Below are 25,909 nucleotides of genomic sequence, written 5' to 3' on the forward strand. Positions count from 1 at the left end.
TTGCTCTCTTCTCAAATATAGCGACCGCCGTTTACGCCGATGGTCTGCCCGGTGACGTATCCGGCTTCCTCGGACACCAGCCAGGCACAGGCCCCGGCAATGTCCGACGGTTCGCCCGGCCGCCGGATCGCGCCCGACGTGACCATGGTTTGCCGGGCATTGCCGGGAAAGACGCCTTCGCTGCCGAAGTCCGCTTCCGCCTTGACCGTGTTCATCACGAAGCGCGGTGCGATAGTGTTGCAGGTGATCTCGTGCTCGCCAAGCTCTACCCCCAGCGTTTTCGTCAGGGCGATGACGCCGCCTTTCGAGGCGGAATAGTGCGCCATCATTCGCGCACCGGACTGGGCGCTGGATGACGAGATGTTCGATGCGTCACCACCGCGCATCGATCATGTCGGGCAGCACGGTCTGCGTGACGATGAACGTCCCTTTGAGGTTCACCTCCATCATCCGGTCCCACTGCGCGTCGGTCATGTCCATAAAGGGGACGTAATCCGAAATGCCCGCGTTGTTGACGAGGATTGCGATCGGGCCAAGCGTCTCGCGCAGCCGTTCGACCGCTTGCGCGATCGTATCGCGCCGGGCGATGTCGCCGGACAGGGCAACCGCCGCCCCGCCAAAGCCGGCGATCTCATCGGCGACTGCGGCGGCCGCGTCCTCGACGAGATCCAGAACCCCGACCGCGATGCCATCCCGCGCGAGGCGAAGAGCGATGGCTCGACCTATCCCGGCTGCTCCGCCGGTGACCAAAGCGACATGTGCTATTCTCATAGCCCTCAATCGGTCAGCGCGTAGGAACCGCTGATGCGTTCCTCGCCGTGGATCGTGGTACGGTGCATGGTTCGGCCACTGTCCTCGGGGTATGGGACCACGCGGTGCATGGTGCCGGAATTGTCCCAGACCACGAAGTCGCCTTCCTGCAACTCGTGGCGATAACTGAAGTCAGGCTGCGCCGCCCATTCCTGCAGGCGGATGACGAGCGGCCTTCAGGCAAAGATCGGCCCAGAACGCTGTCGGCGTGCGTGCCGATCACGAGCGACTTGCGCCCGGACGCATGCGTCCAGACCAACGGGTGCGCCATGCGGCTACCCATCGAGCGCCCTGAAAGCTCATTTGGGACATAATCTTGCGGAAGCCATGACTGAATTACATGGCCATACTGATACCAGCGGAACGGGCGTATAGGTTTCTCAGTGATCTCGCCGACCGGCAGTATCCGGCCTTCTGATCGCAAGCGCGGCAGCCGCATGCCGAGCCTTGCAGAGCGGGAGGAGATGTCGCGGGGATGCGGTTGTCGGGCGCGATAGACAGAAAATAGGGCAGAAACTGCTCGCCCCGGACGATGCCGACCGGGGCGATAAGAAAGGACAGGACCGTCTCCTCCAGGAAGATCGTGATCTTGTCCCGTTGAGCGTGGTCCGTTAATACTGGCCGATCATCGGGATCTTTCGCTTGGGGAAAGCGGGCACAGCTCTCGGTCAGGCCGGCTGGGCGACGGTACGCAGGTACGGCTTCTTCGTGTTCCATCCGTTCGGGAACAGCAGCGCGGCCGCCTCATCGTCGAGCGAAGGGACGATGATCACGTCCTCGCCCTGCTGCCAGTCGGCCGGCGTCGCCACCTTGTGCCCGTCGGTCAGTTGCAGGCTGTCGATGGTGCGCAGGATTTCCGCGAAGTTGCGGCCGGTGGATGCCGGGTACGTTAACGTCAGGCGCAGCTTCTTCGCCGGATCGATGACCAGCACGGTGCGGACGGTGGTGGTGTCCGAGGCATTGGGATGGATCAGATCGAGCAGGGTCGAGACCTTGCGGTCATCGTCCGCGATCAGCGGGAAATTGAGCGCGGTGCCTTGGGTTTCCTCGATATCCAGCGCCCACTTGTGATGGCTGTCGACGGGATCGACTGAGAGCCCGATCGCTTTCACACCGCGCTTGTCGAACTCGGGCTTAAGGCGCGCCACCGTGCCCAATTCGGTGGTACATACCGGCGTGAAGTCCTTGGGATGCGAGAACAGGACGACCCAGCTATCGCCCGCCCACTCATGGAAATTGAGCGGGCCTTGCGTGGATTTTTGGGTGAAATCGGGGATCGTATCGGAGAGCTTGAGGGACATCGAAGGATCCTTTTGCTGAAATGTCAGGCGCGAAAAGAGCCCCGGAAACGCGCGCACGAATGGCCGTTTTCCGGTTCGGAGATCGTCGCCGGACGCTGTCGTCAGGGCGAAAAATGCGTGAAAGCCGGGTCGCACGTGCGGTCGCCGACGCTGGTTCGGCAAGGGCAACGCCGCTTGCTCAAAGCCAGTTCAACCTATGGGCAGGGCAGTCCAAGTCAACGGCAAGATTTCTTTCGCTGCGCCCTAGCCTTGCTTCTACCGTGCAAGGTCAGTCGTCCTCAAGCGCGGCGAGCGGGCTGTTGGGGAACAGCGCCTCGATGAAGCCGAACCGGGTCATGTCGGTGATCCGCTGGGGATAGAGCACGCCGTTCAGATGATCGAACTCGTGCTGGAACACCCGTGCATGGAAGCCACGCGCCTCGCGCGAGACGGCGGTGCGGTCCTCTAGCGTGCCGCCGTAGCGGATGTGGGTGGCGCGGGGCACCAACCCGCGCATGCCCGGCACCGACAGGCACCCTTCCCAGCCATCCTCCATGTCCCCGGTCAGGATATCCAGCCAGGGGTTGATCAGCGTGGTGACCGGGACCGGCGCTTCATCGGGGTAGCGCGCATTGGCCTCGAAGCCGAAGATCATGACACGCAGGTCCACACCGATCTGAGGGGCCGCCAGGCCCACGCCGTTCGCAGCATCCATCGTCTCGTACATATCGGCGATGATCGCGGCCAGGGCAGGATCGCCCAGATCCTCCACCGGGCGGGCAACCTGCTGAAGGCGTGGATCGCCCATCCTGAGGATTTCGCGGATCATGGCTGGCCGGGCTCCGTTGCTGGCGTTCGATGTCCTCCGAACCAGATTTTGACGTCCTGTGAAAGCCCAAGTCGCCTCGGGCGCAGCGTTGTTCGATTTTGACCATCACGTTGCCCGGTACTGCTGCAATTTGACCCGAGCGGGTGCAACCTGTCGGCCGGACCCGCGGCGACCGGGAACTGGCACGGCTCTTGATAGGTGAATTGCAAATGCGCGCCACGCGCCCAAGCAGGGGATGTCCATGCCAGTTGAATTCGTCGGAGCGCTTGCCGGGCGCAACCAGTTCCAGGGACCTGCGGGCAGTGGTCCGAACCTCGACCTGGAATACCTGCGCAACCTTGCCCGTGCACACGAGAACGCCGATTTCGACCGGGTGCTGATGCTCGGCGGGGGCGAGTCTATCGTCGCCACCGGCTTCGCCGCCTCGGTGACCGAGAAGCTGGGCTTCATGATCCCCTTCCGGCCCGGCCCGCTGACCCCGCTGCAAGGCGCTAAGTCGCTCGCCGCGCTCGACCACGTGACGAATGGCCGCATCCGCGTCCACGCCATCACCGGCATCACCGCCGAGCCCGGCCACGGCGATTTCGTGACCGACAAGGACGAGCGCTACGCCCGCACCAGCGAATACCTTGACGTGCTCATCCGGGCGTGGACCGCCGAAGCGCCGTTCGACCACGAGGGCAAGTACTTCCAGCTCAAGAACGTCTTCTCGCCGGTCCGGCCATTCCAGCAGCCGCACCCGCCGGTCTCGTTCGGCGGATCGTCGGATGCGGCCTACCACGTCGCCGCGCGCCACTGCGATCTCTACGCGCTCTGGGCCGAGCCGATTTCCGATGTGAAGGAGCAGATCGCCAAGCTGCGCGCTGCCGCCGCCGCGATCGGCAAACCCGCCCCGCGCGTCAGCCTCTCAGTCCGCCTGATCATCGGCAACACCGAGGCGCAAGCCTGGGAGAAGGCGCACGACATCGCCGAAAGGCTTGCCAGCAACCGCCGGAACGCCGCGCCCAATCCGTTGTTCCACGGCGTCCAGGGCACCGGCACCAAGCGCCTGCTCGCCGCCGCCGAACGCGGCGACCGGCACGACAAGTATCTGTGGTTCGGCACCGCCACCGCCGTGGGCGCGACGCACGATTCCACCTCGCTCGTCGGCACCCCGGACCAGATCGTCGAGGCCCTGCTCGACTACTACGACATCGGCGTCACTACCTTCCTCAACCGGGGATACGAGCCGCTATACGATGCTGTGGACTATGGCCGCTGGATCATTCCTGCGGTGCGCGAGGAAGTGCGCCGGCGCGAGGAAGCCGCCGCCAAAGCCACGCCCGCTGTGCTCCAGCCCGCCTGATCGGACCCTACGGATGACGACGACCACCATCACCCCGCCCCGGCTCGCCAGCGACGCCGAGGGCATCGCCGCCGCGCATGAGGCAGCAGGCCGTATCGCCCGGCTCGCCCGCGATGCCTCGTTCAACGACAGCGTGCCGCACGAGGCCGCGGAAATCCTCTCTGCGTCCGGCATCACCAGCATATACGTGCCGCGCGAGTTTGGCGGTATCGGCGCTTCCATCGAAACCGTGGTCGAGACGGTGCGTATCATCTCGGCCGCCGACGGCGGGGTCGGGCAGCTGTTGCAGATCCACAACGTGATGATCCGCGGCGTATTCTCGCGTGCCGACGACGAATTCCGTGCCCGCCTCATCGCCGACATTTTCGCCGGCAAGCGCTTCGGCAACGCGCTGGCCGAAGGAAAAGGCAAGGGCAAGGGCGGTGGCACCCGGCTTTCGCGCGATCAACGCGGTGTCTGGCGTCTCAATGGCCGAAAGACCTTCGCAACCGGGTGCTACCTCGCAGAATGGATCTCGATTTCCGCGACAAGCGACGACGGCCCGGTAGGCGTGCTGCTGAACCGCGATACCCCCGGCCTCACGCTTGAGGACGACTGGGATGCCTATGGCCAGCAGCATTCGGTCAGCGGCAGCGTCAGCTTCGACAATATCGAAGTCGATCCCCGCTTCGCGCCCAAGGCGAACACCGGCGGCGGTTCACCCGACTTCATGCCGCGCACGGGCCTGACCTGGCCGCAAATCCTCCACGCCGCGATCGACACCGGCATCGCACGCGGCGCCCTCGACGCGGCGACCGCCTATATCCGCGACAACATGCGTGCCTGGCCCGAGGCCGGCGTCGATCGCGCCGCCGACGAACAGTACACGATCAAGCGCATCGGCGAATACGCCGTCGCCGTCCGCGCGGCGGAATCGGCGCTGCGTTACGCCGCGCGCACCTTCGACCATTTCAAGGCCGATCCCGGCAACCGCGCTCTGGAGGACGAACTGATCCTGGCCACCGCCACGGCCCGCGCCCAATCGGACGAGGCCTCGGTGTTCATCGGCAGCGACCTATTCTCGCTGACCGGGGCGAATTCGACGCTGGATAAGTGGAACCTGCAACGCTTCTGGGCCGACGCGCGCGTCCACACCACGCACGATCCGATCCGCTGGCGCATCTACCATATCGGCAACTACTACCTGAACGGCATCCCGCCTGACGAATACGGGCGCGCGGCCAGGCTGCGCCAGCAGGAAATCGCCATCGCCACCAATTCTTTGCCCGCCCCCAATTCACCCGCTACGGAGGCTTCGCCGTCATGAGCGCACAATCCGCCACCGATCTTCTCGACCGAGCGCCCCGACCCGCCGCCCGCTTCGCCAGCGAGGCCGAGGCTATCGCCGCCGCCCATGAAGCCGCCAGGCTGATCTCGGCCATCTCCGCGGATCCGGCCGAGCGTAATCGCATCCCCCACGAACAGGCCGCAATCCTCGAACGCTCGGGCGTCACCGCAGTCGCCCTGCCGGTGGCCGATGGCGGGCTTGGCGCCTCGGTTGCCACCATCGTCGAGATCACGCGGATCATCTCGGCGGCGGATGGCGGCGTCGGCCAGCTCGTGCAGATCCACAACATGATGCTGCGCGGCCTGCTGCGCCGCCCGGCCGATCTCCTGCGCGACCGCATCGTCGCCGATGTCGCCGCCGGCAAGCGCCTGGGCCATGCGGCGGCGGAAGTCGGCGGCAAGCACAAGTTCGACACCCGCACCCGCGCTGCCCGCAACGCGCAAGGGCAATGGGTGGTCAACGGCGCCAAGTTCTATGCTACCGGCAGTTATCTGGCCGACTGGATCTTCTCTGGCGCGAAGACCGATGAAGACCAGATTGGCTTCATCGTCCACCGCGACACGCCCGGGCTTATCCTCGACGACGACTGGCACTCGTTCGGCCAGCGCCATTCGGTGAGCGGCGGGGTGCGCTTCGTTGACCTCGTGCTCGATGAGGGCCAGGTCTCGGCTCCCGGCGGGGGCGCTCCTGGCAAGCCCGAACGGACCGGCCTGACCTGGGCGCAGATCAACCACGCGGCGATTGACTGCGGCATCGCGCGCGGCGCTTTCGAGGCGGCGATCCACTACCTCAACAACAACTCCAACGTATGGGTCGATGCCGAGGTAGAACGTGCGGTGCAGGAACCCCTGATCATAAAGCGCATCGGCGATTACGCTGTCGCCCTGCGCGTCGCGGAATCGCTGCTGCGCGACGCCGCCGAACTCTATGACGCGTACAATGCCAAGGGCCGCCCCGAAACGCTGGACGACGAACTGATCCTCGCCGTCGCTGCCGCGCGCACCAAGACCGACGAGGCGGCGCTGCTGATCTCCAGCGACATGTTCTCGCTGCTGGGCGCCAGCGCCTCGTATCGCAAGTTCAACCTCGACCGCTTCTGGGCAGACGTGCGCGTCCATACCACGCACGATCCGATCCGCTGGCGGCTGCATCACGTCGGAGACTTCTACCTCAACGGCACCCCGCCGCACGAATACTCCGCCGGCGCCGTTCGTCGCCCCGTCGTCTCAGGCGGGAACTGATCCCGGCCCATGACAAACGCTATCCCTGCGACCGCGCATAACGTGGAGCCCGACGATACACCCTCTTCCCGGCGACCTCGCTCGTCGCTGGCCGCACATCCCCTGCTGCGCAGCCTCGCGCTTTACCGGATGATACCGGTACTGTTTAGTGTGACCTTCGTGCTGTTTACCGTGGTCCATCTCAGCCTTGCTTTCCAGCAATGGCTGATCGGGCGCGCGCTCGATGCAGTGAATTCGGGCAAGGCCGCGACCCGCCTGCCCGATGGCACGATCGACCTCACCGTCGCCTGGCACTGGGCGGCGCTGCTGATCGGCCTCGCGGCCGGGCGCGGCGTGCTGCAATATATCTCGGGGATGTGCAGCATCCGGGCAAGCCAGTCGCTGCTCTCAAACTTGCGCGAGAAGATCCTCGTGCAGGTCCAGACACTGCACCTGGGCTACCACTGGGAACACGGTATGGGCGAGATGATCACCCGCACCACCCGCGATGCCGACAAACTGCGCGATGCCCTCGTCGCCTTCTGGCGCCAGACGGTCGAGACCGCGCTGGTCGTCGCCGCCGCGATGGGCCTGCTGTTCTGGTATGACTGGGCGCTGGGTCTGGTGCCATTTGCGCTGACATTGCTGGGCTTCTGGATCTTCGTGCGCCAGACCGATACCCTCGTCACCCTCGATCGCAACGTCAGCGATGCCTACGACCAAGTAAACCAGGACTTGTCGGAGGGCATCGGCGGGGTGCGCGTCATCAAGTCGTTCCGCCTCGAACAGGGCCGCATCGCCAAGTTCCGGGGACACGTCCATTTCTTCCTCGACCAGTCACGTCATGCGCTTGCCTGGTGCAGTTCGCGCATCCCGATCCCGCAGGCGGTGGTAGCGCTCGGCCATGTGTGGATCATGGCCTATGGCGCGCACCTTGTCGTCGCCGGCAAACTGGGCGTTGGCGAACTGGTCTCGGCGCTGCTGATCGCGACTACGCTGGTGTTCCGCGTCGAGACGGTAGGCCGCGTCATGCGCATCTTCGCCGATGCCCGCGCCTCCGCCGCCCGCATCTGGGACTTGCTTGACGAGGAACCCGCGATCAACGGCGGGCCTGAGGGCCTGCCCGAAGGTCCGCTCGGCTTCCGCCTCGACGCGGTGCGCCTGATGGCACCGGGCGGCAACACAGCGGTGCTGGACGATTGCAGCCTGACCGTGGAGCCCGGCCAGATCGTCGCGCTGGTCGGCTCGACCGGCTCGGGCAAAAGTTCCCTCGCCTCGCTGCTACCGCGCCTTGCAGACGTCAATGGCGGCGCGGTCTCGATCGGCTCGGACACGCTGGGCTGGAGCGACGTGCGCAGCCTCGGCCTCGCCGACCTGCGCCGCCGGGTCCATGCCGTGCCGCAGGACATCTTCCTGTTCTCCGACACCCTTGCCGCCAACTTGCGCGCTGCGGCGCCCGATGCCGACGATGACGCATTGGTCGAGGCGCTGCGCCTTGCCGGCGCCGAGGAACTGCTCGCCCGCCTGCCGGAAGGGCTGGACACCCGCATCGGCGACCGGGGCGTCACCCTTTCGGGCGGCCAGCGCCAGCGTCTGTGCCTTGCCCGCGCGCTGATCGCCGCGCCCGACATCCTCGTGCTCGACGACGCCACCAGCGCGCTCGACGCCGTTACCGAGCGCACCGTGCTGCACAACATCCGCTCCTTACGGGGCCGACACGGCGGCCGCATGACCGTGCTGCTCATCACCAGCAAGCTTTCCTCCGTCCTCCTTGCCGACCGCACCGTAGTGCTGGCCGGTGGCCGCATCGTCGCCAGCGGTGCCCACGAGGACCTCCTGTTCGACCCGCTTTACCGCGACCTTCTGGGGATCGACCGTGCCGCCGCCTGACAACAAGCGCGTCCTCAGCGACATCGAAATCGAGGAAATGCTGGCGCGTCACGCGCTCGACCGGGGCATGTTCGGACGGCTCGTCCCCTTGCTCCACCCCGTGCGCCGCCAGATTGCCTTGGTCTTCGCGCTGGAAACCCTGCTGGTCGGCGTGGTCTTCGTGCGCCCGTGGTTCGTGGGGCAACTGCTCGACCACGGATTGGTCAAAGGCGCGAACGGCTGGACGCTGGATGAGCGCCTGCTTGCCTGGTTCAGCCTGGGGCTGGCGATAACCTGGCTTGCCCGCTTCGTCTTCGCGGGTTTCTCGAACTACCTCGCTGGGGCCGCTGCGCTGCGCGTCCTCAATGACCTGCGCATCCGCATTTTCGAACACATCCAGGCGCTTAGCGTCGGCTATTTCGACCGTACCAAGGCCGGCCGCATCCTGTCCCGCGCCGACCGCGACGTCGATGCGCTCGAGGCCCTGCTAGTCCAGGGCCCCCCCGAAATGCTCTCGGCCGTGCTGCGCTTCGGCGGGGCGGCGCTGATGCTGTGGATCATGTCGCCGCTGCTGCTGATGGCACTGGCGAGCGTGGTGCCGTTCCTCGTCGTCGGCACCTGGCTATTCAAGCGCGTGTCGCAGAAAAGCTGGTCGGTCGTCGCCGAAAACCGCAGTCGTTTCACCTCGCACCTGGTCGAGACCGTGTCGGGCGTGCGCATGATCCAGCAGCTTGTGCGCGAGGAGCCGAACCGTCGGCGCTACCGCGAACTGCTGACCGACTTCGACGGAGCACTGGTGCGCGGCACCGTGCGCTCGGGCTGGTTTGCCCCGCTCAGCGGACTGCTCAACGCGGGCGGCATGGCGATGATCCTGCTGGTTGGCAGCTATGGCCTGCTGCAAGGCGAGATCACGCTGGGGCAACTGGCCCAGAGCCTGTTCTACGTCATGCTCTTCCTCGGCCCGTTGCAGGATCTCAACGACCTGTTCGAGCGCTATGCCTCCGGCTCCGCATCGGCGCAGCGGGTCTTCCTGCTGCTCGACACCAAACCCGAGATCCTGGACGTAGCGGAACCCATCCCGGTACACGCCCTGCGCGGCGAGGTGGAGTTCCGCTCGGTCGGTTTCTCCTATTCGCCTGGTGTGTTGCCTCAAGTGCTGCACGACCTTTCGCTGCACATCCAGGCCGGCGAAGTCGTGGCGGTGGTCGGCGCGACCGGGCATGGCAAGAGTACCCTGGTTCAACTCCTGACGCGCTTCTATGAGGCGCAGACCGGGCAAGTGTTGATAGACGGTATCGATGTTAAACATATGCGCCAGTCGGACCTGCGCCGGCAGGTGGGTGTCGTGCTGCAGGACAACGTGCTGTTCAGCGGAACGGTGCTCGACAACCTGCGTCAGGCCCGGCCGGAAGCCGACGACGAAGAACTGATCGAAGCCGCCCGCGCACTCGACGCGGACGAGGTATTGAGCAGGCTCGCTCAAGGCTATCACACCCCGGTTGGTCCGCTGGGCGCAAACCTGAGCCATGGCCAACGCCAGCTCGTCTGCCTGGTGCGCGCCTACCTGACCGACCCGGCTGTGCTGGTGCTCGACGAGGCGACCTCGGCGGTCGACGTCCATACCGAGCGGATGATCCAGCGCGCCCTGCGCCGTCTGTGCGAGGGGCGCACCGCAATCGTCATCGCCCATCGCCTCGCCACCATCCGCGATGCCGACCGCATCGCCGTGGTGCGCGAAGGGCAGGTCGTGGAACTGGGAAGCCACGTCGATCTAACCAGCCTGGGCGGCGCTTATGCGCGCCTCTATGAAGCCTATGAGCGCCAGAGCGGCGCCGTGCCACAAGGCGCGATGGAGGCAGCGGCGACGGTCGCCGCACGATGAACACGAAAATGAAAGTCAGATAACGGGAGAAACCACTTTCACTGTCAATTTTATTATTTCTATATTGTTTCTGTAAACAATCGATTTAGGCGGCGCTTGCAAAGTACGCGCCGCCTGATTTGTTTTAACGACCAAATCCTACTCTGCGTATATCTCAGCATCTTGCGCCCAGCGATGTTGACTAAGACGCAAAAACCATCGGTCTTGTATTCCACATACCGAGCAGAACCGTTGATATTGCAGCGATATTCGCAGCCCAATCCAATTTGGCCCGCACCTTGCAAACGTCCGTACCTGCGGGGGCAAACCGCGCAGTCGAGGGCGAAGATCGCAAGCCTCCACCGCGCGAACCGCCAGCACAGAACAACAAAGCGGTTTCGGAGCAATCGACACATGAACTTGAAAACGAACTTCGCACAGGGGGTCGCGGCCATCGCCTTGCTCGCACCGGGTCTTGCATGGGCGAACGATGCCCCGGCGGCCGACGCGGCGGAAGCGGACGGCGTGAACAACATCGTCGTAACGGGCGCACGCAGCGCCGGGCGCACCGTGGAGAACAGCCCGGCGCCCATCGACGTGCTGCCGGCCGAAACGCTGCGCCAGGCCAACCAGGCAAGCCTGCTGCAGGCGCTCAACGATACCTTGCCTTCCTTCAACGTACCCAACATGCCCAGCTACGGCATCAACACCTTCATCCGCGCCGGACAGCTTCGCGGCCTGAGCAGTGGCCACACGCTCGTCCTGATCAACGGCAAGCGCCGCCATGTCACCGCGCGCCTGGGCGTCAACGACGTAGGCGTAGCGGCGGTTGACCTCGGCCTGATCCCGTTGAGCACCATCGATCGCGTCGAAGTCCTGCGCGATGGGGCCTCGGCCATCTACGGCTCGGACGCGATCGCTGGCGTCATCAATGTCATCACTCGCAAGTCTTCCGAAGGCGGCGAACTGAGCGCGCGGGCCGGCCAATATTACCAGGGCGGCGGCTGGGTCCAGCAGTACAACGCGGGCGCGGGCGTTGGCATCGGTGATGGCGGCCACCTCTACGTATCGGGCCAGTACATCGACCAGAAGGCGCTGTTCGGCGACGGCGACGTCCCCGGCAACATCCTGTTCTATTTCCCGCGCAACGCAGCCGGCCAGCAGATCCTGCCCGGCGGCAATGCTTCCACCGCGCCCACCCTGCCTGCCGGGGCCACACCCGACCCGCGCGAAGCCTCCGTTGATCGTCACAAGATCTTCGGCGCCGCAGGCGGTGTCCCCCGCGCGCAGGTGGCCTCGTTCACCGCCGATCTTGGCGTGCCGCTGGGCGATGCGATCGAACTCTACGGCTTTGGCGACTATACGCACCGCAAAGGCCGCTCGCCGCAGCACTTCCGCTTCCCATCGCGTGACCAGAACGTGCGGGCAATCTGGCCTGATGGCTTCACCCCATACAGCGGCATCGTCGAGAACAACTTCTCCGCATTGCTGGGCCTGCGCGGCGATATCGGCGGTGGCTGGAATTGGGATTTGTCCAGCGGCTACGGCCAGGACGATATCGACACCTACGTCTATGACTCCATCAGCCCCAGCTACGGCCTCAACAGCAAGACCGACTTCTTCCTCGGCAACTATCGCTACACCGCCTGGACTTCCAATCTCGACGTGCACAAAAGCACCGAAGAGGGCCTGTTCGGCTTCGGCACCGACTGGTCGCTAGGCGCCGAATTCCGCCGCGAGACCTATCGTCGCACCGCCGGCGAGGAGCAATCCTGGGGTTACGGCGGCCAGCCCATTCTCGACGGGCCGAACGCCGGCAAGCCGATCTCGCTGTCCGATTCCGGCTCGCAGGCCGACACCGGCGTTCGGCCCGAGGATGCCGCCAGCGACGACCGCAACTCCTACGCGCTCTACGCCGGACTTTCGCTGCGCCCCAGCGACGCGGCCACCCTCGACCTCGCAGCCCGGTACGAGCGTTATCAGCGCGCCGGCGATGTGCTTACCGGACGCGTCTCAGGTCGTTACGAGCTTGCACGCGGCTTTGCGGTACGCGGCACCGCCAGCACAGGCTTCCAGGCCCCGGCGCTGGCCGCGCTCAGCTTCCGCCAGACGGGTGTGACGGTCAACCAGACCAACCACATCCTCTCGGTCAGCTCGCCCGAGGCACAGGCGCTTGGCGCCAGGCCGCTCAAGCCGGAACGGTCGACCAACTTCAGCCTCGGCTTCGTGGTTCAGCCGCTCGACACCGTCAACTTGTCGGTTGATGTGTATCAGGTGCGGGTCAAGGACCGCATCTCGCAGATCGGAGCCTTCCGCGAATCCACGCATCCCGGCTCGGGTGTGCTGGTGCGGGCGGCCTCGCCCACGTTCGGGCCGGACGACAGCATTTCCTACCTTGTCAACGCCGGCACTACCCGCACACGCGGCGTCGATGTAGTGCTGGACGGTAAGTTCGACGTGGGTTCCGGCGCGATCGGTTGGAGCCTTGCCGGTAACTACAACAAGACGAAGTTCCTGGAAATCGCCGATACGCCGGCGGTACTGGACCGCTTCAACATCGTCATGATTTCCACCGCGACCCAGGCGCAAATCCTCTACCGCGCGCCGCGCCTCAAGGGGATCGGGTCGGTCAAATGGGAATCTGGGCCGTTCTCCGCCGGTTTGCGCGGCACTTATTACGGCAAGATCAACCGCTCCTACACGCTTACCCATCCGGCCGGGCCGAACACGATCGAACTGGTTGACGTCGGCAAGATCTTCATCGCCGATCTGGAAGCGGGCTACGAGTTCAGCGAGAGGCTGGGCCTGCGTGTCAACGTCAACAACCTGTTCGACACCAAGCCCCGGCAAGTGCCCAGAAACGCCACGTCGCGCTGGCCGTTCTCGTCGGTCGCCTATGTGCAGGACAGCCCGGTCAATCCGCTCGGCGGCTTCTATTCCGCCACCATCACCTACCGCTGGTAATTCCCAAGAGCCGCAAGGAGGCCATCAATGACTGACGCCATCGACACCATCTGGTTCACCCGTTGCCCGGTCCCGACCGCCACTGGCCTCGCCTACAAGCTGGGTTGGCTGGACGCCGAGTTCGCTCCTGACGGGATCAAGATTGCAACCCTGCAGGAGCATCGTCAAGAAGGCGGGCGCGACCTCGGCCGCCACCACTACGATCACCAGCTCCCCTCGCTGATCCGCGAGGGAGGCAACCTGCTTGCCATCGCGGCACGGGCGCAGGGCGCGCCAAGCAAGCTTATCGGCCTGACCTGGATCGACGAGGCGCAGGCGATCCTAGTGCGCCCGGGGTCGGGCATCACCCGGCCCGAAGACCTCAAGGGCAAGCGCATAGCCCTGCCCGGCTGGAGCGAAAAGCCCGATGCCGCCCATGTACGCGGATCGAGCATCGCGCGCGGCATGAGCCAGCACGGCATCAAGGGCGCGCTCGCCTATGCAGGGCTGACCTTCGACGACGTGCATTTCGTCGAAGTCGGGCAGCAGCGCCCGGCCGAGGGCGACGACCGCGCACAACTCCAGTCGCTGTGGACCGGCCTTCCCGACCTGGTGGAGGGCCGCGTCGATGCCGCCTACGTCAAGGGTGCCTCCGCCATCGACGCCGCGCAGCGCCTGGGGCTGGAAGTCGGCATCGACCTTGATGCCCTGCCCGATCGCCGCTGGCGAGTGAACAACGGCACGCCGAGGCCGATCACCGTCCACCAGGACCTGCTCGACAATCACTTCGACCTAGTCGTCCGCTTCCTCGAGCGCACACTGGCTGCCGCCGACTGGGCGCGTACCAACCAGGCCAAGGTGCGCGAAGTTCTGGGCGGCGAAACCCGGGCGGGCGCGCAAAGCGTGGAGCGCGCCTATAGCGACGAGACGCTGGCCGATCTCCACCCCGACCTGTCGGATGAGCGCCTTGCATTGTTCGAGCAGCAAAAGACGTTCATGCATGTCCACAACCTGCTCGACCGCGATTTCGCGTTGGCGGACTGGGTCGATGCCCGTCCGCTCGAAGCGGCGCGGGCCCGTCTTCTGACAAAAGCAGCCGAGACGGTGTAACGCAGGCGGCGACGGAGAGGTTCTTCCTGTTGTGCGAGAACTTCTCCGTCTCCAGCTTCGCTGACAGTCGCCTTCCGATTGCTGCGAAGCATAGTGGATCGGTTCGGTGCTCAGTCGCCGATCAGACCCGCGTTCTTGAGGTATGTGCGGATCACGTTGCGGGTCACGCCCAGCGCCTGCGCGGTGCGGACCTGGTTCTCGTTGGAGAGTGCGTAAGCCTCGCGCACGGCAAGGTCGATCAGGCGTTCCAGCAATTCAGGTTCGCCGGAACCGATCAATTGCGACACTGCGGAACGGATATGATCTAGACCCTCGACCGTCGAGCCGAGAACCGTCGCCACTGCTGCCGGCATCGTGCTTGACTGGCAGGCGGGCAGCCCCAGATGCTCGGACTCAATGAACTTGCCCGGTGCCATCAGAGTCGCGCGCTGAATGACATTTTCCAGTTCCCGGATGTTGCCTGGCCAAGCATGCCGAAAAATGATCTCTTCTGCATCCGGGCTTAGCGCGATCGCGGGTCCACCGGACTTCTCGCCGTAAACGCCGAGGAAATGGCGGGCCAGCGGCAGGATGTCGGCTCGCCGTTCGCGCAATGGCAACAGTGGCAGCGTCACCACCCCCAAGCGGTAGAAAAGGTCCTCGCGGAACCGCCCGGCTTCCACTGCGGCGCGCAAATCCACGTTGGTGGCGGCGATCAGACGGAAGTCCAGACTGACCGGGCGACGGGCGCCGATCCGCACCACCTCGCGCTCCTGCAGCACGCGCAACAATTTGACCTGCAACGAATGTGGCAGGTCGCCGACTTCATCAAGGAACAGGGTGCCGCCGTTCGCGGCTTCAAACCATCCCTCCTTGGCATTGGTCGCGCCGGTGAAGGCGCCGCGTTCGTGTCCGAACAACTCGCTTTCGATCAGGGTTTCGGAAAAAGCGCCGCAATTGACAGCCACGAACGGCCGGTCGGCACGCGCGCTCTGCTGGTGGACGTAGCGGGCGACGAGTTCCTTGCCGGTCCCCGTCTCTCCCGTGATCATGACCGTGGCGTCACTCGGCGCGATCCGCTCGATCAATGGCAACAAAGCCTTCGACCGGGGGTCCGAGAAGATGAAAGTTCGTGCCCGGATTGCCAAAGCAGAGACCTGAAATTTCAGGATCGTGTCGCGCATGTGAAGCTCCCCGTTTCTTATCGCTCCTAGCTTTCAAGCCAGTGCGGTAGTCCGCTTCCACTTGCTGCCAATAAGGTAGCACCTATTCTCTACTAAAACAGTTGGGATTCCTTCGTCGCGGAATAGCTCAGCTTTAGGTGCCGATCAATTTCATGCAGCAGTCTCGCGCAGACGCGGCGAATCCGCCACCAGCGCGCGGGTATAAGGGTGTTCGGGCCGGTCGAGGAGGTTGCCCACCGAGCCATGTTCGACGATCGTCCCGTGTTGAAGCACCGCGACGAAATCGGATACGGCCCTCACCACTCCCAGGTCATGGGTGACGAACAGTATCGTCAAAGCGGATTCGCGCTGGAGCTGGCGCAGCAGGTCGATGATCGCCGCCTGTACCGAAACGTCGAGCGCCGAGGTAATCTCGTCGCAGATCAGCAGTTCGGGCTTGCAGATCAGGGCGCGGGCAATGGCAACGCGCTGGCGCTCTCCTCCCGAAAGATCGCGCGGATACCGGCTTGCCAATTCGGGTGCCAGTGCCACGCGTTCGAGCACGGCGGCAACTTCGCGGTCGGCATCTGCCGAGCGGATCGGGAAGAAGTGAAGCGCCGCAGTGCGCAGGATCTGTCCTACTGTCTGGCGGGGATTAAGCGCGCGGAACGGGTTCTGGAAGATGTACTGGATGCGCCGCCGCAGGTCGATGTCCCGCCCGCCGGACAGCGACACGACTCGCCCGTCGTAGGTGAAAGTTCCTTCGACATCCTCGACCGCGCCTACAAGCGCGCGCGAAAACGTGGTCTTGCCCGACCCGCTTTCGCCCACCAGCGCCGTGCAATAGCCTTTGGGCAAGGCGAGGTCGACGCCGAACAGAACCTGGTTGGCGCCGTAGCTGGCCGACACGCCGCCCAGCACCGCCAGCGCCTGCTGCTCCGCGAACGCAGGTGCACGAGATGGGGCAGCGGTGTCCTCGCGCTTGCCGCGAACGGGATGATGGCAGGCGACGAGCCGCCGGTCGCCGAAGTCGCGCAACGGCGGGCGAATGCTACAGCTCGCGCTGCGCAGCGAACAGCGCGGTGCGAAGGCGCAGCCTTCGGGGCGATCCTGCAGTGCGGGGGCATGGCCGCCAATCGGACGGACCGCGTGCCGGCCCGAAATGTCGGGCACCGCATCGAGCAGGCCGCGCGTGTAGGGATGCGCGGGGTTTTCGAACAAGTGATCGCGCGATCCACTTTCGATTATGTGCCCGGCGTAAAGCACCACCACTCGATCGACCAGTTCGCGCACCACCGCCAGATCGTGCGACACGTAAACCGCGCCAATGCCGCGCGTCCGGCACAAGTCTCGTAAGGTCGTCAGCACGCGGGCCTGCGTCGTCACGTCGAGCGCAGTCGTCGGCTCGTCCAGCACAATCAGCCGCGGGCGCAGCAGCACCGCCAGCGCCAGCAGCACGCGCTGTTGCTGGCCGCCGGAAAGCTGGTGCGGGAAGCGGCGCAGGAATTCCGCGCTCGCTGGCAGGCCGACATCGCCTGCGGCCTCGGCAATGCGCGCATGCCGTTCGGCCTTGTCGAGCGCGGGCAGGTGAACCCGCATCACTTCATCGAGCAGCGAGCCTATCCGCCGCATCGGATTGAGCGCGAGCGCGGGATCCTGCGCGACGTGGGAGACGACCGACCCGCGCATCGTGTGCCGCTCGTCCTCGTCCAGCGCGAGGATATCGCGCCCGTCGACAAAGACCGAGCCCCCCGCGATCACCGCGCCGGCGCGGGCATCGCCAAGCAGAGCGGTGGCGATACTGGTCTTGCCCGATCCGCTTTCGCCCACGACGCCGACGATCTCACCGGCGAACACGGAAAAACTGATGTCGCCGACGATTTCCGGCCCGTCTCCCAGGGTGACGGAAAGGTCGCGCACCTGCAGTACGGCATTGACGAAAGGCACGACGCTCATGACCGGGTCTCCCTCGCCTGCTGCTCGCGCAGGCGGCGCTTGTTGCCGCGCATCAGGGTGCGAGCGCGAGATTTCACGCCCTTGCGCACAGCGATCCTCGATCCGGCGCGAGAAACGCTCTCGGCAAGCAGATTGGTGCCGAGCGCGAAGAACCCGATCATGGCGACCGGGGCCAGCACCGCCCAGGGCTGGATCATCAGCCCGGCGCGGTTCTCGTTGATCATCAGGCCCCAGTCTGCGGCCGGCGGCGCAACGCCGTAGCCGAGGAAACTAAGGCCCGAGAGCATACCGATCGCCCACGTAAGCATGATGCCCAGATGCACCAGCAGCGGTGTCGAAATGTTGGGCAGGATTTCCAGCAGGACGATGCGCCACCAAGGATACCCCATCAGCTTCGCCGCCTCGACATACTCCTGCGATACGACGCCCAAGGTCACGCCGCGCGCCAGACGGATCACGCCGGGGACGAAGGAAACAGCAACGGTCAGCACGATCAGCCAAGGTTCACGCCCCAGCATCGAGACGACCAGCAGCACCAGGATCAGGTCGGGGAACGCGAGCAGCACGTCAGTTCCCCACACGACCGCATGATCCACCCACCGTTTCGAGAGCCCCGCCGCGATGCCGATCACGGCACCGATGGCAAGGGCGATGACCGAAGCGGCAAAGCTCATCCACAACACCGAACGCCCGCCGTGCAGCAGGCGCGACCAGACGTCCCGGCCCAGATAGTCGTAGCCCAGCAGCGTGCCCGCGCCGGGCAGACCATAAGTCGGCCCGACCAGCCCGAGCGGCGATTGCGGCGCGGCCAGTGGGCCCAGCAGCGCCGCGACCAGCACCGTGCCGGCGAAGGCAAAACCGAGGCGCGCCTGCGGATCGCCGCGCAATCTCGAAAGTGTGGAAGTCATACTCCGCCAGCCTTCAGCTTGAGTTTCGCGCGCGTGCCGGCCCGCAGGCGGGGGCGCGAGGAGGTGCGCAGCTTGGGTGTCACCAGCACTGTCGCCACGTCGGCAAGCAGATTGATGAGCACGACGCCGACCGCCATGGTCAGCGTGATCGCCTGGATCACCGGCACGTCGCGCAGTTCGATCGCGGCATTGAGCGCATTGCCGATGCCGGGATAGCTGAACACCACCTCGACGATGAGCGCACCGCCCAGCAGCATCCGGCTGATCAGCGCGATGCCCTGGATCACCGGCACGAGCGCGTTGGGTACGGCGTGATGCCACACGACGCAGCGCTCCGGGATGCCGCGCAGCCTCGCGGCGGCGACGTAGTCCGCCTCCAGCGTCTCGATCATCGCCGAACGGACCAGGCGCAGCAAGAACGGCGCGACGGTCAGGATCAGGGTCAGGGCGGGCAACACGAGATAGACCGGCTGCAGGAATGGCGAGGTCGACGGGTCGATCAGCGACACGGCCGGAAGTATGGGAAACACCGTGGTCGACAGCAGCAGGATCAGCCCGATCGCGAGCACGAAGCCGGGCAGCGCCTTGAACAGAATGATCCCGTTCATCGTCCAGCTGTCGACGCGGCTGTCGCGCCGGATCGCCAGCACCACGCCGCCGAAGAAAGCGATCGGCACTGCCAGTATGAGGACGACCACCATCAACACTGCCGAATTGGCGAAACGGTCGGCGACGATCTGGCCGGCGGGTACGTTGGAATCGAGCGAGACCCCGAACTCACCCGTCAGCGCGCGCCCGGCCCATTTGGCGTACTGAACGAGGATCGGCTGATCGAGCCCAAGCTGGTGCTGAAGGATGCGGATGCTGTCCTCGGTGGCATCGGGACCGAGGATAACGCGCGCCGGATCGGACGGCAGGGCCTGCGTCGCCGCGAAGACCAGCACCGAGATAACGAAAGCGGTCGCAAGCCCGGAAAGCACGCGGCCACCCAGCCACGGCAGCCAGGTCGGCAGTGCAAGATGCTGCCGCAGGCTATGCGCGGTGTCCTCGCCGGCCCTATCGTCCGTCTGTGACGCCTGGGCCGCCGGCGGGGTCTGCTCGGAATAGATCGTCGCCATTTTGCATCCTTGCCGCTGCAAATCGGGAGGGTGGAGCCGTTTCAGACCCCGGATCGAGGCACCCAGGTCAGGCCAGCGCCTTCTCGGGCGCCGCCTGAACCGCAGGTTCGGCGCGCGCCGAACCGACGCGCAGGGCCGGAACATCGAAGCCATGGTCGAGGTCGAGCAGCGGAAACAGCAGTTCGGCGACGCGGTGTGCCTCGGCGATCAGCGGGAAACCCGAGAGGATGAAGGCGCCCACGCCCTGATCTGCGTATTCGCGCAGACGCGCGGCAACATTCTTCGCCGAACCGACCAGCGTAGTGCCCGATGAGGGCCCCATGATGTCGAACCCGAACCAGGCCGGTCCGACCCAGACGTTGGGATAGACCTCCAGATCGCGCGCGCTGGGCAGGCGCCCGGACTTCACGGTATCGATGTTGCGCTGCACCTGCGGGTCCGGGCTGCGGTAGGTCTCGATCGTCTCGCCGGGTGGTAGACGCATTTTGATGGACCGCTCTGCGTGCTCGACCGAGGAACGCGCGAGCAGCCAGTCGGCATAGGCCCAGGCCTCCTCCTCGGTCTCGCGCACGATGATCTGCAGGCGCGTGCCGTATTCCAGGGTGCGGCCGATTTTCGCGGCTTCCTCGCCGACCCGGCGGAACTTGTCGCCCAGCAGCGGCGGAGTGTTGGCGAAGCTGAGATACACGTCGAGCAGCTTCACCGAATGGGCGACGCCCGGACCGGAAGTGCCCGCGCCCCACAGCGGGACGCCAGTGGGCTGATAAGGGCCCGACCATACGCTCATCGGGGCACCGCCCTCGCCGCGCGGGGCGAGCTTGACGAACTGACCGTCGTAGCCAGCCCGGTCCCCGCCGTAGACCTTGCGGAAGGCATCCCAATATTCGAAGCTGAAATCGTAGCGCTCATCGTGCTCATAATGCACGCCAAGCGCCGCGAGGCCCGCGTCGTTGCCGTTGACCACGTTGAACAGCAGCCGCCCGTTCGAGAAGTGATCGAACGTCTGCGCATACTTGGCCAGCACCGCAGGCGACAATTCGCCGGGATGCTGCGCGACGAGGAACTTCATGCGCTCGGTAGCCGGGATCATCGCGGCGGCCACGGCCAAGCTCTCGAACGCGCTGGAACCCAGAAGCGCCCCGTAGAAGCCCAGCTTGTCAATGGTCTTGGCCACCTGTTCGAGATGGTCGAAGCCGGTATGCCAGCGCCCTTCCTCGGCCCAGGGATAAGGGCCATCGGGGGCGGTGAGATACCACAGCAGCTTCACGGGGCGGGTCATGGGTTTCGTTCCTGCGATCAGTCGAGGTCGGTGACAGGCAGCAGGCCAAGGCCGCGTGCTTCGTCATAGCGCTTGGACATCTTCCACTGCTGGCGCAGCACCCCGGGACCGTAAGTGCGCGAACCGCCCAGCGCCTGGGCCTGGATCTGGATCTGCGCGCCCTCTTCCAGCAGCAGGATGAATTCGGCGAGGTCGCGCAGGCCCTTCCAGCCCCAGACCGTCGCGCCGCCGTTGGCTTCGATGATGGCGGGGGTGAAGGGGTTTTCCGCCAGCTTCTCGTTGATGAACTCGGCCTCGTCCTGGCGGCGGTCGATGTAGACCGGCAGTTCGCGGGCAAGGTGGAAGCGCTGTACCGGCACGTAGCTGATCGGCAGCGTACGGTGCGTCTGCGCCCACGCGCCGAGGCTGGGCGAGTGGACGTGGCTGAGCGAGGTGACCGTAGGGTTCTGGTTGAACACCTTGAGATAGCGCCCGTTGGGACGCCCCTTGAAGGCGGTGCCATCGAGGCCGGTGACGGTGAAATTCAGCGGCTCATTGCTGTGAATGCTGCGGTCGAACGGGTGCGGCAGGTTGACCGAGACGATCTGGTCCTCGCCGGGCACGCGCTCGATGAAGCCGACCGTGCCGTTGGCGGTGATCGTGCCGGTCTCGCGGTAGGCGCGGAAGATTTCGGCCGACTGACGGGCGACATCGTTGGCGAAGTCGAGGACAGCGGAATTGAGCTCGGTGTTATGGACTGCAGTGGCCATGGTCGTTCTCCTCGTAAAAGAATCAGGCGGCGCGCGTTTTTTCAGCGCGGCCGGCAAGGGCGGCTTCCAGCGGCCGGCGGTCGATCCAGCCGTCGACGTCGACGCTGTGTTCGAGGAAGCCGTGGAGCCACAGGAAACCCGCCTGCCGCTTGAGCAGCGCGATGCGCTCGTCGGACAGGTCGGGGTGGAGCGAGCGGTGGAAGTTGTTGCGATAGGCGGCCTCGACACCGGCGGCGCCGGAGTGGGTCTCCTGCTGGAGGATTTCGCGCAGCTCGGGCAGGTTGTGCGCGGCCCAGTCGGCAGCGCGCAGCGTCTGTTCAAGGAAACGCACGACGAAGTCGAAGTGGTTGTCCAGCAGGTCCTGGTTCACCGTGATCGGGCGCGGCGTTCCGTTGTTCACGCGCGTCAGGCGGCTAGGGTAGGAGTCGAGGTCGATCCCGACAACCACGTCCGCCCGCTTCGCAGCCTCGACGGCCGAGGCGCCTTTGACGTAAACCGCATCGACCTTACCCGCCGCGAGCGCGTCGATGCCCGACCACATGTGGGCGAGGTTGAAGCTGGAATCCTCGGACTGCGGCGCCAACGCGACGTCAACGAAGGTCACGTCCTCCAGCGCCAGCCCGGCGATACCGAGCGCGCCCTTGATGCCGGCGAGCGACATCCCGCGTGCGATGCTGGCGCCGCGGGATTCGCGCCAGGCCGGGAGCGCGATACGCAGGCCCTTTAGTTGCGCCGGCTCGATCGGCCCGGTCTCGCGGCGCACCAGGATCGCCTGCCATTCGTCGATCCAGGTCAGGCCGACCACGCGCGTCGGCACGCCCTTGGCCTTGGCGGCGAGCGCTGGGATATTGCCGCCTTCGCGGAACAGGCCGGGGATGTCGTGTTCGTTATGGTGTTCCCGCAGCGCGCGGGGTCGATCCTGCAGTGCCTCGACGCGCAGGCCATCGCGCGCGAATTCGTCGCCCAGCCAGCCCAGAGAATGCGCGATGCCCGAAGCCGTCGGCACAGGGCAACGGGTGAACAGAATATGGTCGAGCCGCTCCGGCCTTGCAGTCTCGCCGATGGTATGGACGTTGTCGGTCATTGGAACTCCGTGGTCCTGTTTGTCACAGCAAAGCCCGTGCCAACCGCCGAATTCTGCGGCTTTGCAGAGGTGTGGTGCGGGCGCTGCTGATATTTCAACATCGCGCGGACACCGTCCTGTCCCGATGTGTTCACACCCACATCCGGTCGAAGCGCCAGGTCGGGAAGTGCGAGTGCTCCGCCGCGATGCCGCCCACGCGCGGACCGACGCCGTCGAGCGTGTTGGCGAAGCCCCAGATCAGCAGCCCACCGCGTTCGTGCTGGATGTGCTGCATCTCGTGGACCAGTTGCGAGCGGGAGGCGAGGTCCGGCTGGGCCAGTGCCTGCCCGAACAGTTCGGCGAAACGCGGATCGGCAAAGTTGGTCTTGTTCGATACCGCGCTAGGCGCATCGATGTGCAGAGCGGTGGAAAGCCACGGAACGCCTAATGTGCCGCCGGTGCTGATCTCCCAGTCGCGCTTTCCCGGGCCAGCGAACGTGGCCGCGTCCACTTGCCGCAGCCGCAGGTCCACGCCCACGCGTTTGGCCTGCTCGCTCAGCACCAATGCCGCCGCGACGTTGGCGGGGCCGACCACCAGTTCGGTGCGCAGCCCCTCGTGCCCGGTCTGCTTCAACAGGCTGCGTGCCTGGTCAAGGTCTTGCCGGCGCTGGGCGATGGCCTTGTCGAACGTCGGGTCCTGCGGCGCGTAGAGGTCGTTGGCGATGCGCCCTTCCCCCTGCAGTGCGCGGCGCACAAGTTCCTCGCGATCGACCAACAGGCGGAACGCCTCGCGCACCCGCACGTCGGCGAAGGGACCTTGGGCCGTGTTCATGTCGAATGACTGCCAGCCGTTGGTCGGCGAGGTGAGGATGCGCGCGCGGGCATCGCGGCGGATCAGCCCCGCCTGTTCGGGCAGAATCGCGTTGGCGAGGTCGATCTGGCCTGCCAGCAATGCGCCGATGCGCGCGGTCTGGTCCTTGAACTCGATGATCTCCAGTTCATCGGGATAGGGGCGGCCGGGTTTGTAGTAGTTGTCGAACCGCTTGAACGTGGCGCGCTGGCCGGGCTGGAACTTGTCGATCCTGAACGGGCCGGCGCCGACCGGGTTGGTCACCGGATCGTAGTCCACCGGCACGATGCCGCCGAAGTTGGTCCAGGTTTCGGGCAGTGCGACGAAGCCCTGGCCTTCGCGGATCGGGATACGCACGGTGCGCTCGTCGAGCTTGCGCACGCCGTCGCGGTCCACCGGCGAAACCAGCGCGCCGTAAGGCGAGGCCAGCTTCGGATCGGTGATGCGCCGGATCGAGAACAGCACATCGTCGGCAGTGATCGACTTGCCGTTGTGGAATTCCAGGCCCGGCTTGAGCCGGATATCCCAGGCGCTTGCATTGGCGCCCGGCTCCACCGATTCCGCCAGCGCCAGCTTGGGAAGCATGTTGTCATCCCACTCCCACAGCTTGTCGTACATGGCGAAGCCCCGGATCGTGCTGCCGATGCCGAGCGGCTTGTGCGCATCGAGGTTGCCCGAACGCTCGCCATCGATGATGCCGAGCCGCAGCTTGCCGCCGCGCCGGGGCTCCCTGGGCGCCTCGCTGGCCCCTTCGCTGCGGCTGCCGCAACCGGCCAGCAGCAGGGCCGCGCCTGTCGCGCCGCCGATCAGGCCGCGCCTGGTAAGGTTCTCCATCACCCGTTACCACGCGCAGCGATGCCGCCGCCCGAGACCAGCGGCACCGCCTGGTCCTGCTCCACCGCCGCCAGCCGCGGCGCCCGGAAACGCGGCAGGACGTGTTCGCCCAGCCGGTAGATTTCCTCCAGATGCGGATAGCCGTTGAGGAAGAACCAGGAAATGCCGAGATCGGCGAACTGGCGTACCTTGGTAGCGACGTTTTCGTAACTGCCCACGAAGGCGAAGCCCGGCGGGATGCCGATATAACCGAAGCCGCCCCACAGGTGCGGTTCCACGAACAGGTCGTCGAAATCATTGACCTCGCGCCCGTTGTAGCGCTCGAAGCGTTGGCGATTGGTGTCGGACATATGTTCCGAGCGTTCGGCCGCCGCCTTTACCGTACCGGCCCGCACGCCTTCGTCGAAGAAGCGCTTGGCCTCGGCATAGGCAAGCTCATCGGTCTCGCGGGCGATCGCATCGACCGAGACGCCGAAGCGGATCTGGTCGGCGCGGCCGTATTTCGCGGCGCGCTCCTTCACGTCGGCGATGTTGCGGGCGACGTGCTCGGGCGATTCCGCCAGCACGAGGTAATAGTCCGAATGCTTGGCGGCGAGTTCCTTGGCGCCGTCGGAAGTGCCGGCCGAGCAGATCACCGGAATCGGCGCGCGCGCCAGCGGACCGCGCAGGCCGCCGCCGTTCGCCTCGTAGTACTTACCCTTGTAATGGAAGCTCTCGTTGGCCCAGAAGCCTTTGACAAGATCGAGAAATTCGATGGCGCGGGCATAGCGCTCGTCGTGCGGCAGGGGTTCGCCGTTGGCGCGCAGAAGCCCGTCCGACCCGCCCTGGATCACGTTCCACACCAGCCGCCCGCCGCTGAGGCGCTGGAAGCTGGCCGCCATCTGCGCCGCCTGCCAGGGGCTGAAGTGGCCGGGGTGAAAGGCATCGACAAAGCGCAGCTTCTTCGTTTCACGGGCCAGCGCGGCGGAGACGATCCATGGTTCATCGCCGAACGGCGCGTTGACCAGCAGCGCGCCGGCGAAGCCATTGATCTCGGCTGCCCGGGCGACCTGCGAAAGGTAATCGATATAGGCGAAGTCGCCATCGTCCCCGGACGAGACGGCGCCGGTGCTGGCATGCGGCTGGCGGTTCCAGTCACCGCGATTGCGGTTGTCTCCGGGGATGTACTGGGTCTCGCCGTGCAGGGGCAGGCGGGCAAAAAATTCGATGGTCATGGCAGCGCTCCACAAGTGTGAAGCCATGCAAAGCAGTAACCGTGCCAGTGGGGAGAATGAGCGGCGACAGGGCGTGGAAAACGGGGCGATTGTGGAGAAATCAACAACGGTCTTGCGCAATACCCGGCACCGAGACGAGCGCCGTACTTTGCGGAAATTTAATCGTCTCGCGCTCTGCTGGCGGCGGGCAAGTGCAGTTTAG

General features: G+C 65.4%; 21 protein-coding genes. 7 read left to right on the plus strand and 14 right to left on the minus strand.

Annotated features, from left to right (window positions below):
* Window positions 1–11 precede the first annotated feature (11 nt).
* The 5 genes from TQ38_RS31310 to def all read right to left on the minus strand — a co-directional run bounded on the left by TQ38_RS31310 (window position 12) and on the right by def (window position 2,919).
* Entirely contained in the window at window positions 12–386 is a 375-nt protein-coding gene (locus TQ38_RS31310; protein WP_255417990.1) for an SDR family oxidoreductase, read from the minus strand.
* A complete protein-coding gene (locus tag TQ38_RS31315) occupies window positions 373–771 on the minus strand; it encodes an SDR family NAD(P)-dependent oxidoreductase (protein WP_255417991.1) in 399 nt (132 codons plus the stop codon). Before TQ38_RS31315 ends, TQ38_RS31310 begins: the two co-directional genes overlap by 14 nt.
* 5 nt (window positions 772–776) lie before the next feature.
* Complete coding sequence (locus TQ38_RS30970; RefSeq protein WP_370059829.1) at window positions 777–974, minus strand: TauD/TfdA dioxygenase family protein; 198 nt, start codon at window positions 972–974, stop codon at window positions 777–779.
* Window positions 975–1,478: 504 nt separating this feature from the next.
* Window positions 1,479–2,111 (minus strand): peroxiredoxin, encoded by a 633-nt coding sequence (locus tag TQ38_RS17905; protein ID WP_043978274.1) that lies wholly within the window; start codon window positions 2,109–2,111, stop codon window positions 1,479–1,481.
* Between the two features lie 268 nt (window positions 2,112–2,379).
* The gene (def, locus tag TQ38_RS17910) at window positions 2,380–2,919 is read right to left on the minus strand and encodes a peptide deformylase (RefSeq protein ID WP_043978187.1); all 540 of its coding nucleotides are present in this window, start codon (window positions 2,917–2,919) and stop codon (window positions 2,380–2,382) included.
* Between the two features lie 241 nt (window positions 2,920–3,160).
* On the opposite strand from def, the gene TQ38_RS17915 reads away from it, so the two are divergent.
* From TQ38_RS17915 to TQ38_RS17945, 7 genes are all read left to right on the plus strand, one after another.
* Complete coding sequence (locus tag TQ38_RS17915; RefSeq protein ID WP_043978275.1) at window positions 3,161–4,264, plus strand: LLM class flavin-dependent oxidoreductase; 1,104 nt, start codon at window positions 3,161–3,163, stop codon at window positions 4,262–4,264.
* A gap of 13 nt (window positions 4,265–4,277) precedes the next feature.
* Entirely contained in the window at window positions 4,278–5,570 is a 1,293-nt protein-coding gene (locus TQ38_RS17920; protein ID WP_043978188.1) for an acyl-CoA dehydrogenase family protein, read from the plus strand.
* Window positions 5,567–6,832 (plus strand): acyl-CoA dehydrogenase family protein, encoded by a 1,266-nt coding sequence (locus tag TQ38_RS17925; protein ID WP_043978189.1) that lies wholly within the window; start codon window positions 5,567–5,569, stop codon window positions 6,830–6,832. The genes TQ38_RS17920 and TQ38_RS17925 overlap by 4 nt, the downstream gene beginning before the upstream one ends.
* A 9-nt stretch (window positions 6,833–6,841) precedes the next feature.
* Window positions 6,842–8,701, plus strand: a complete 1,860-nt coding sequence (locus TQ38_RS17930) for an ABC transporter ATP-binding protein (protein ID WP_205316161.1) — start codon at window positions 6,842–6,844, stop codon at window positions 8,699–8,701.
* Window positions 8,688–10,562 carry an ABC transporter ATP-binding protein gene (locus TQ38_RS17935; RefSeq protein WP_240198130.1) on the plus strand — a complete coding sequence of 625 codons (1,875 nt, stop codon included), beginning with the start codon at window positions 8,688–8,690 and terminating at the stop codon, window positions 10,560–10,562. Before TQ38_RS17930 ends, TQ38_RS17935 begins: the two co-directional genes overlap by 14 nt.
* A gap of 393 nt (window positions 10,563–10,955) precedes the next feature.
* Window positions 10,956–13,505, plus strand: coding sequence for a TonB-dependent siderophore receptor (locus TQ38_RS17940; RefSeq protein WP_052505903.1), 2,550 nt, complete (start codon window positions 10,956–10,958; stop codon window positions 13,503–13,505).
* A gap of 27 nt (window positions 13,506–13,532) precedes the next feature.
* Window positions 13,533–14,594, plus strand: coding sequence for an ABC transporter substrate-binding protein (locus TQ38_RS17945; protein ID WP_043978190.1), 1,062 nt, complete (start codon window positions 13,533–13,535; stop codon window positions 14,592–14,594).
* 110 nt (window positions 14,595–14,704) lie between these two features.
* Here the strand turns inward: TQ38_RS17945 and TQ38_RS17950 are convergent, their stop codons facing one another.
* The 9 genes from TQ38_RS17950 to TQ38_RS17990 form a co-directional block, all read right to left on the minus strand.
* Window positions 14,705–15,757 carry a sigma-54-dependent Fis family transcriptional regulator gene (locus TQ38_RS17950; protein WP_043978192.1) on the minus strand — a complete coding sequence of 351 codons (1,053 nt, stop codon included), beginning with the start codon at window positions 15,755–15,757 and terminating at the stop codon, window positions 14,705–14,707.
* A 150-nt stretch (window positions 15,758–15,907) separates the two neighbouring features.
* Complete coding sequence (locus TQ38_RS17955) at window positions 15,908–17,692, minus strand: ABC transporter ATP-binding protein (RefSeq protein ID WP_043978195.1); 1,785 nt, start codon at window positions 17,690–17,692, stop codon at window positions 15,908–15,910.
* Window positions 17,689–18,600: an ABC transporter permease gene (locus TQ38_RS17960; RefSeq protein WP_043978198.1), complete on the minus strand. Its 912-nt coding sequence runs from the start codon at window positions 18,598–18,600 to the stop codon at window positions 17,689–17,691. Before TQ38_RS17960 ends, TQ38_RS17955 begins: the two co-directional genes overlap by 4 nt.
* A complete protein-coding gene (locus TQ38_RS17965; RefSeq protein WP_052505904.1) occupies window positions 18,597–19,718 on the minus strand; it encodes an ABC transporter permease in 1,122 nt (373 codons plus the stop codon). Before TQ38_RS17965 ends, TQ38_RS17960 begins: the two co-directional genes overlap by 4 nt.
* A 67-nt stretch (window positions 19,719–19,785) precedes the next feature.
* Window positions 19,786–20,997 carry an LLM class flavin-dependent oxidoreductase gene (locus TQ38_RS17970; protein WP_043978200.1) on the minus strand — a complete coding sequence of 404 codons (1,212 nt, stop codon included), beginning with the start codon at window positions 20,995–20,997 and terminating at the stop codon, window positions 19,786–19,788.
* A 17-nt stretch (window positions 20,998–21,014) separates the two neighbouring features.
* Window positions 21,015–21,746: a class II aldolase/adducin family protein gene (locus TQ38_RS17975; RefSeq protein WP_043978202.1), complete on the minus strand. Its 732-nt coding sequence runs from the start codon at window positions 21,744–21,746 to the stop codon at window positions 21,015–21,017.
* A 22-nt stretch (window positions 21,747–21,768) separates the two neighbouring features.
* On the minus strand, window positions 21,769–22,830 hold the full coding sequence (locus TQ38_RS17980; RefSeq protein WP_043978205.1) for an ABC transporter substrate-binding protein: 1,062 nt from the start codon (window positions 22,828–22,830) through the stop codon (window positions 21,769–21,771).
* A gap of 130 nt (window positions 22,831–22,960) precedes the next feature.
* A complete protein-coding gene (locus tag TQ38_RS17985) occupies window positions 22,961–24,493 on the minus strand; it encodes an ABC transporter substrate-binding protein (protein WP_043978208.1) in 1,533 nt (510 codons plus the stop codon).
* Window positions 24,493–25,707 (minus strand): LLM class flavin-dependent oxidoreductase, encoded by a 1,215-nt coding sequence (locus TQ38_RS17990; RefSeq protein ID WP_043978211.1) that lies wholly within the window; start codon window positions 25,705–25,707, stop codon window positions 24,493–24,495. Before TQ38_RS17990 ends, TQ38_RS17985 begins: the two co-directional genes overlap by 1 nt.
* Between the last annotated feature and the right edge of the window lie 202 nt (window positions 25,708–25,909).

The sequence above is a fragment of the Novosphingobium sp. P6W genome, assembly GCF_000876675.2.
Lineage (GTDB): Bacteria > Pseudomonadota > Alphaproteobacteria > Sphingomonadales > Sphingomonadaceae > Novosphingobium.

Excerpts from the sequence above, each read along its gene's own strand:
- TQ38_RS17955 (WP_043978195.1), bottom strand. The coding sequence starts at position 17,692 with ATGAGCGTCGTGCCTTTCGTCAATGCCGTACTGCAGGTGCGCGACCTT.
- TQ38_RS17925 (WP_043978189.1), top strand. The coding sequence starts at position 5,567 with ATGAGCGCACAATCCGCCACCGATCTTCTCGACCGAGCGCCCCGACCC.
- TQ38_RS17920 (WP_043978188.1), top strand. The coding sequence starts at position 4,278 with ATGACGACGACCACCATCACCCCGCCCCGGCTCGCCAGCGACGCCGAG.
- TQ38_RS17950 (WP_043978192.1), bottom strand. The coding sequence starts at position 15,757 with ATGCGCGACACGATCCTGAAATTTCAGGTCTCTGCTTTGGCAATCCGG.
- TQ38_RS31310 (WP_255417990.1), bottom strand. The coding sequence starts at position 386 with ATGCGCGGTGGTGACGCATCGAACATCTCGTCATCCAGCGCCCAGTCC.
- TQ38_RS17975 (WP_043978202.1), bottom strand. The coding sequence starts at position 21,746 with ATGGCCACTGCAGTCCATAACACCGAGCTCAATTCCGCTGTCCTCGAC.
- TQ38_RS17915 (WP_043978275.1), top strand. The coding sequence starts at position 3,161 with ATGCCAGTTGAATTCGTCGGAGCGCTTGCCGGGCGCAACCAGTTCCAG.
- TQ38_RS17940 (WP_052505903.1), top strand. The coding sequence starts at position 10,956 with ATGAACTTGAAAACGAACTTCGCACAGGGGGTCGCGGCCATCGCCTTG.
- TQ38_RS17980 (WP_043978205.1), bottom strand. The coding sequence starts at position 22,830 with ATGACCGACAACGTCCATACCATCGGCGAGACTGCAAGGCCGGAGCGG.
- TQ38_RS17985 (WP_043978208.1), bottom strand. The coding sequence starts at position 24,493 with ATGGAGAACCTTACCAGGCGCGGCCTGATCGGCGGCGCGACAGGCGCG.
- TQ38_RS17990 (WP_043978211.1), bottom strand. The coding sequence starts at position 25,707 with ATGACCATCGAATTTTTTGCCCGCCTGCCCCTGCACGGCGAGACCCAG.
- TQ38_RS17965 (WP_052505904.1), bottom strand. The coding sequence starts at position 19,718 with ATGGCGACGATCTATTCCGAGCAGACCCCGCCGGCGGCCCAGGCGTCA.
- TQ38_RS17905 (WP_043978274.1), bottom strand. The coding sequence starts at position 2,111 with ATGTCCCTCAAGCTCTCCGATACGATCCCCGATTTCACCCAAAAATCC.
- TQ38_RS17960 (WP_043978198.1), bottom strand. The coding sequence starts at position 18,600 with ATGACTTCCACACTTTCGAGATTGCGCGGCGATCCGCAGGCGCGCCTC.
- TQ38_RS17945 (WP_043978190.1), top strand. The coding sequence starts at position 13,533 with ATGACTGACGCCATCGACACCATCTGGTTCACCCGTTGCCCGGTCCCG.
- def (WP_043978187.1), bottom strand. The coding sequence starts at position 2,919 with ATGATCCGCGAAATCCTCAGGATGGGCGATCCACGCCTTCAGCAGGTT.
- TQ38_RS17930 (WP_205316161.1), top strand. The coding sequence starts at position 6,842 with ATGACAAACGCTATCCCTGCGACCGCGCATAACGTGGAGCCCGACGAT.
- TQ38_RS31315 (WP_255417991.1), bottom strand. The coding sequence starts at position 771 with ATGAGAATAGCACATGTCGCTTTGGTCACCGGCGGAGCAGCCGGGATA.
- TQ38_RS17970 (WP_043978200.1), bottom strand. The coding sequence starts at position 20,997 with ATGACCCGCCCCGTGAAGCTGCTGTGGTATCTCACCGCCCCCGATGGC.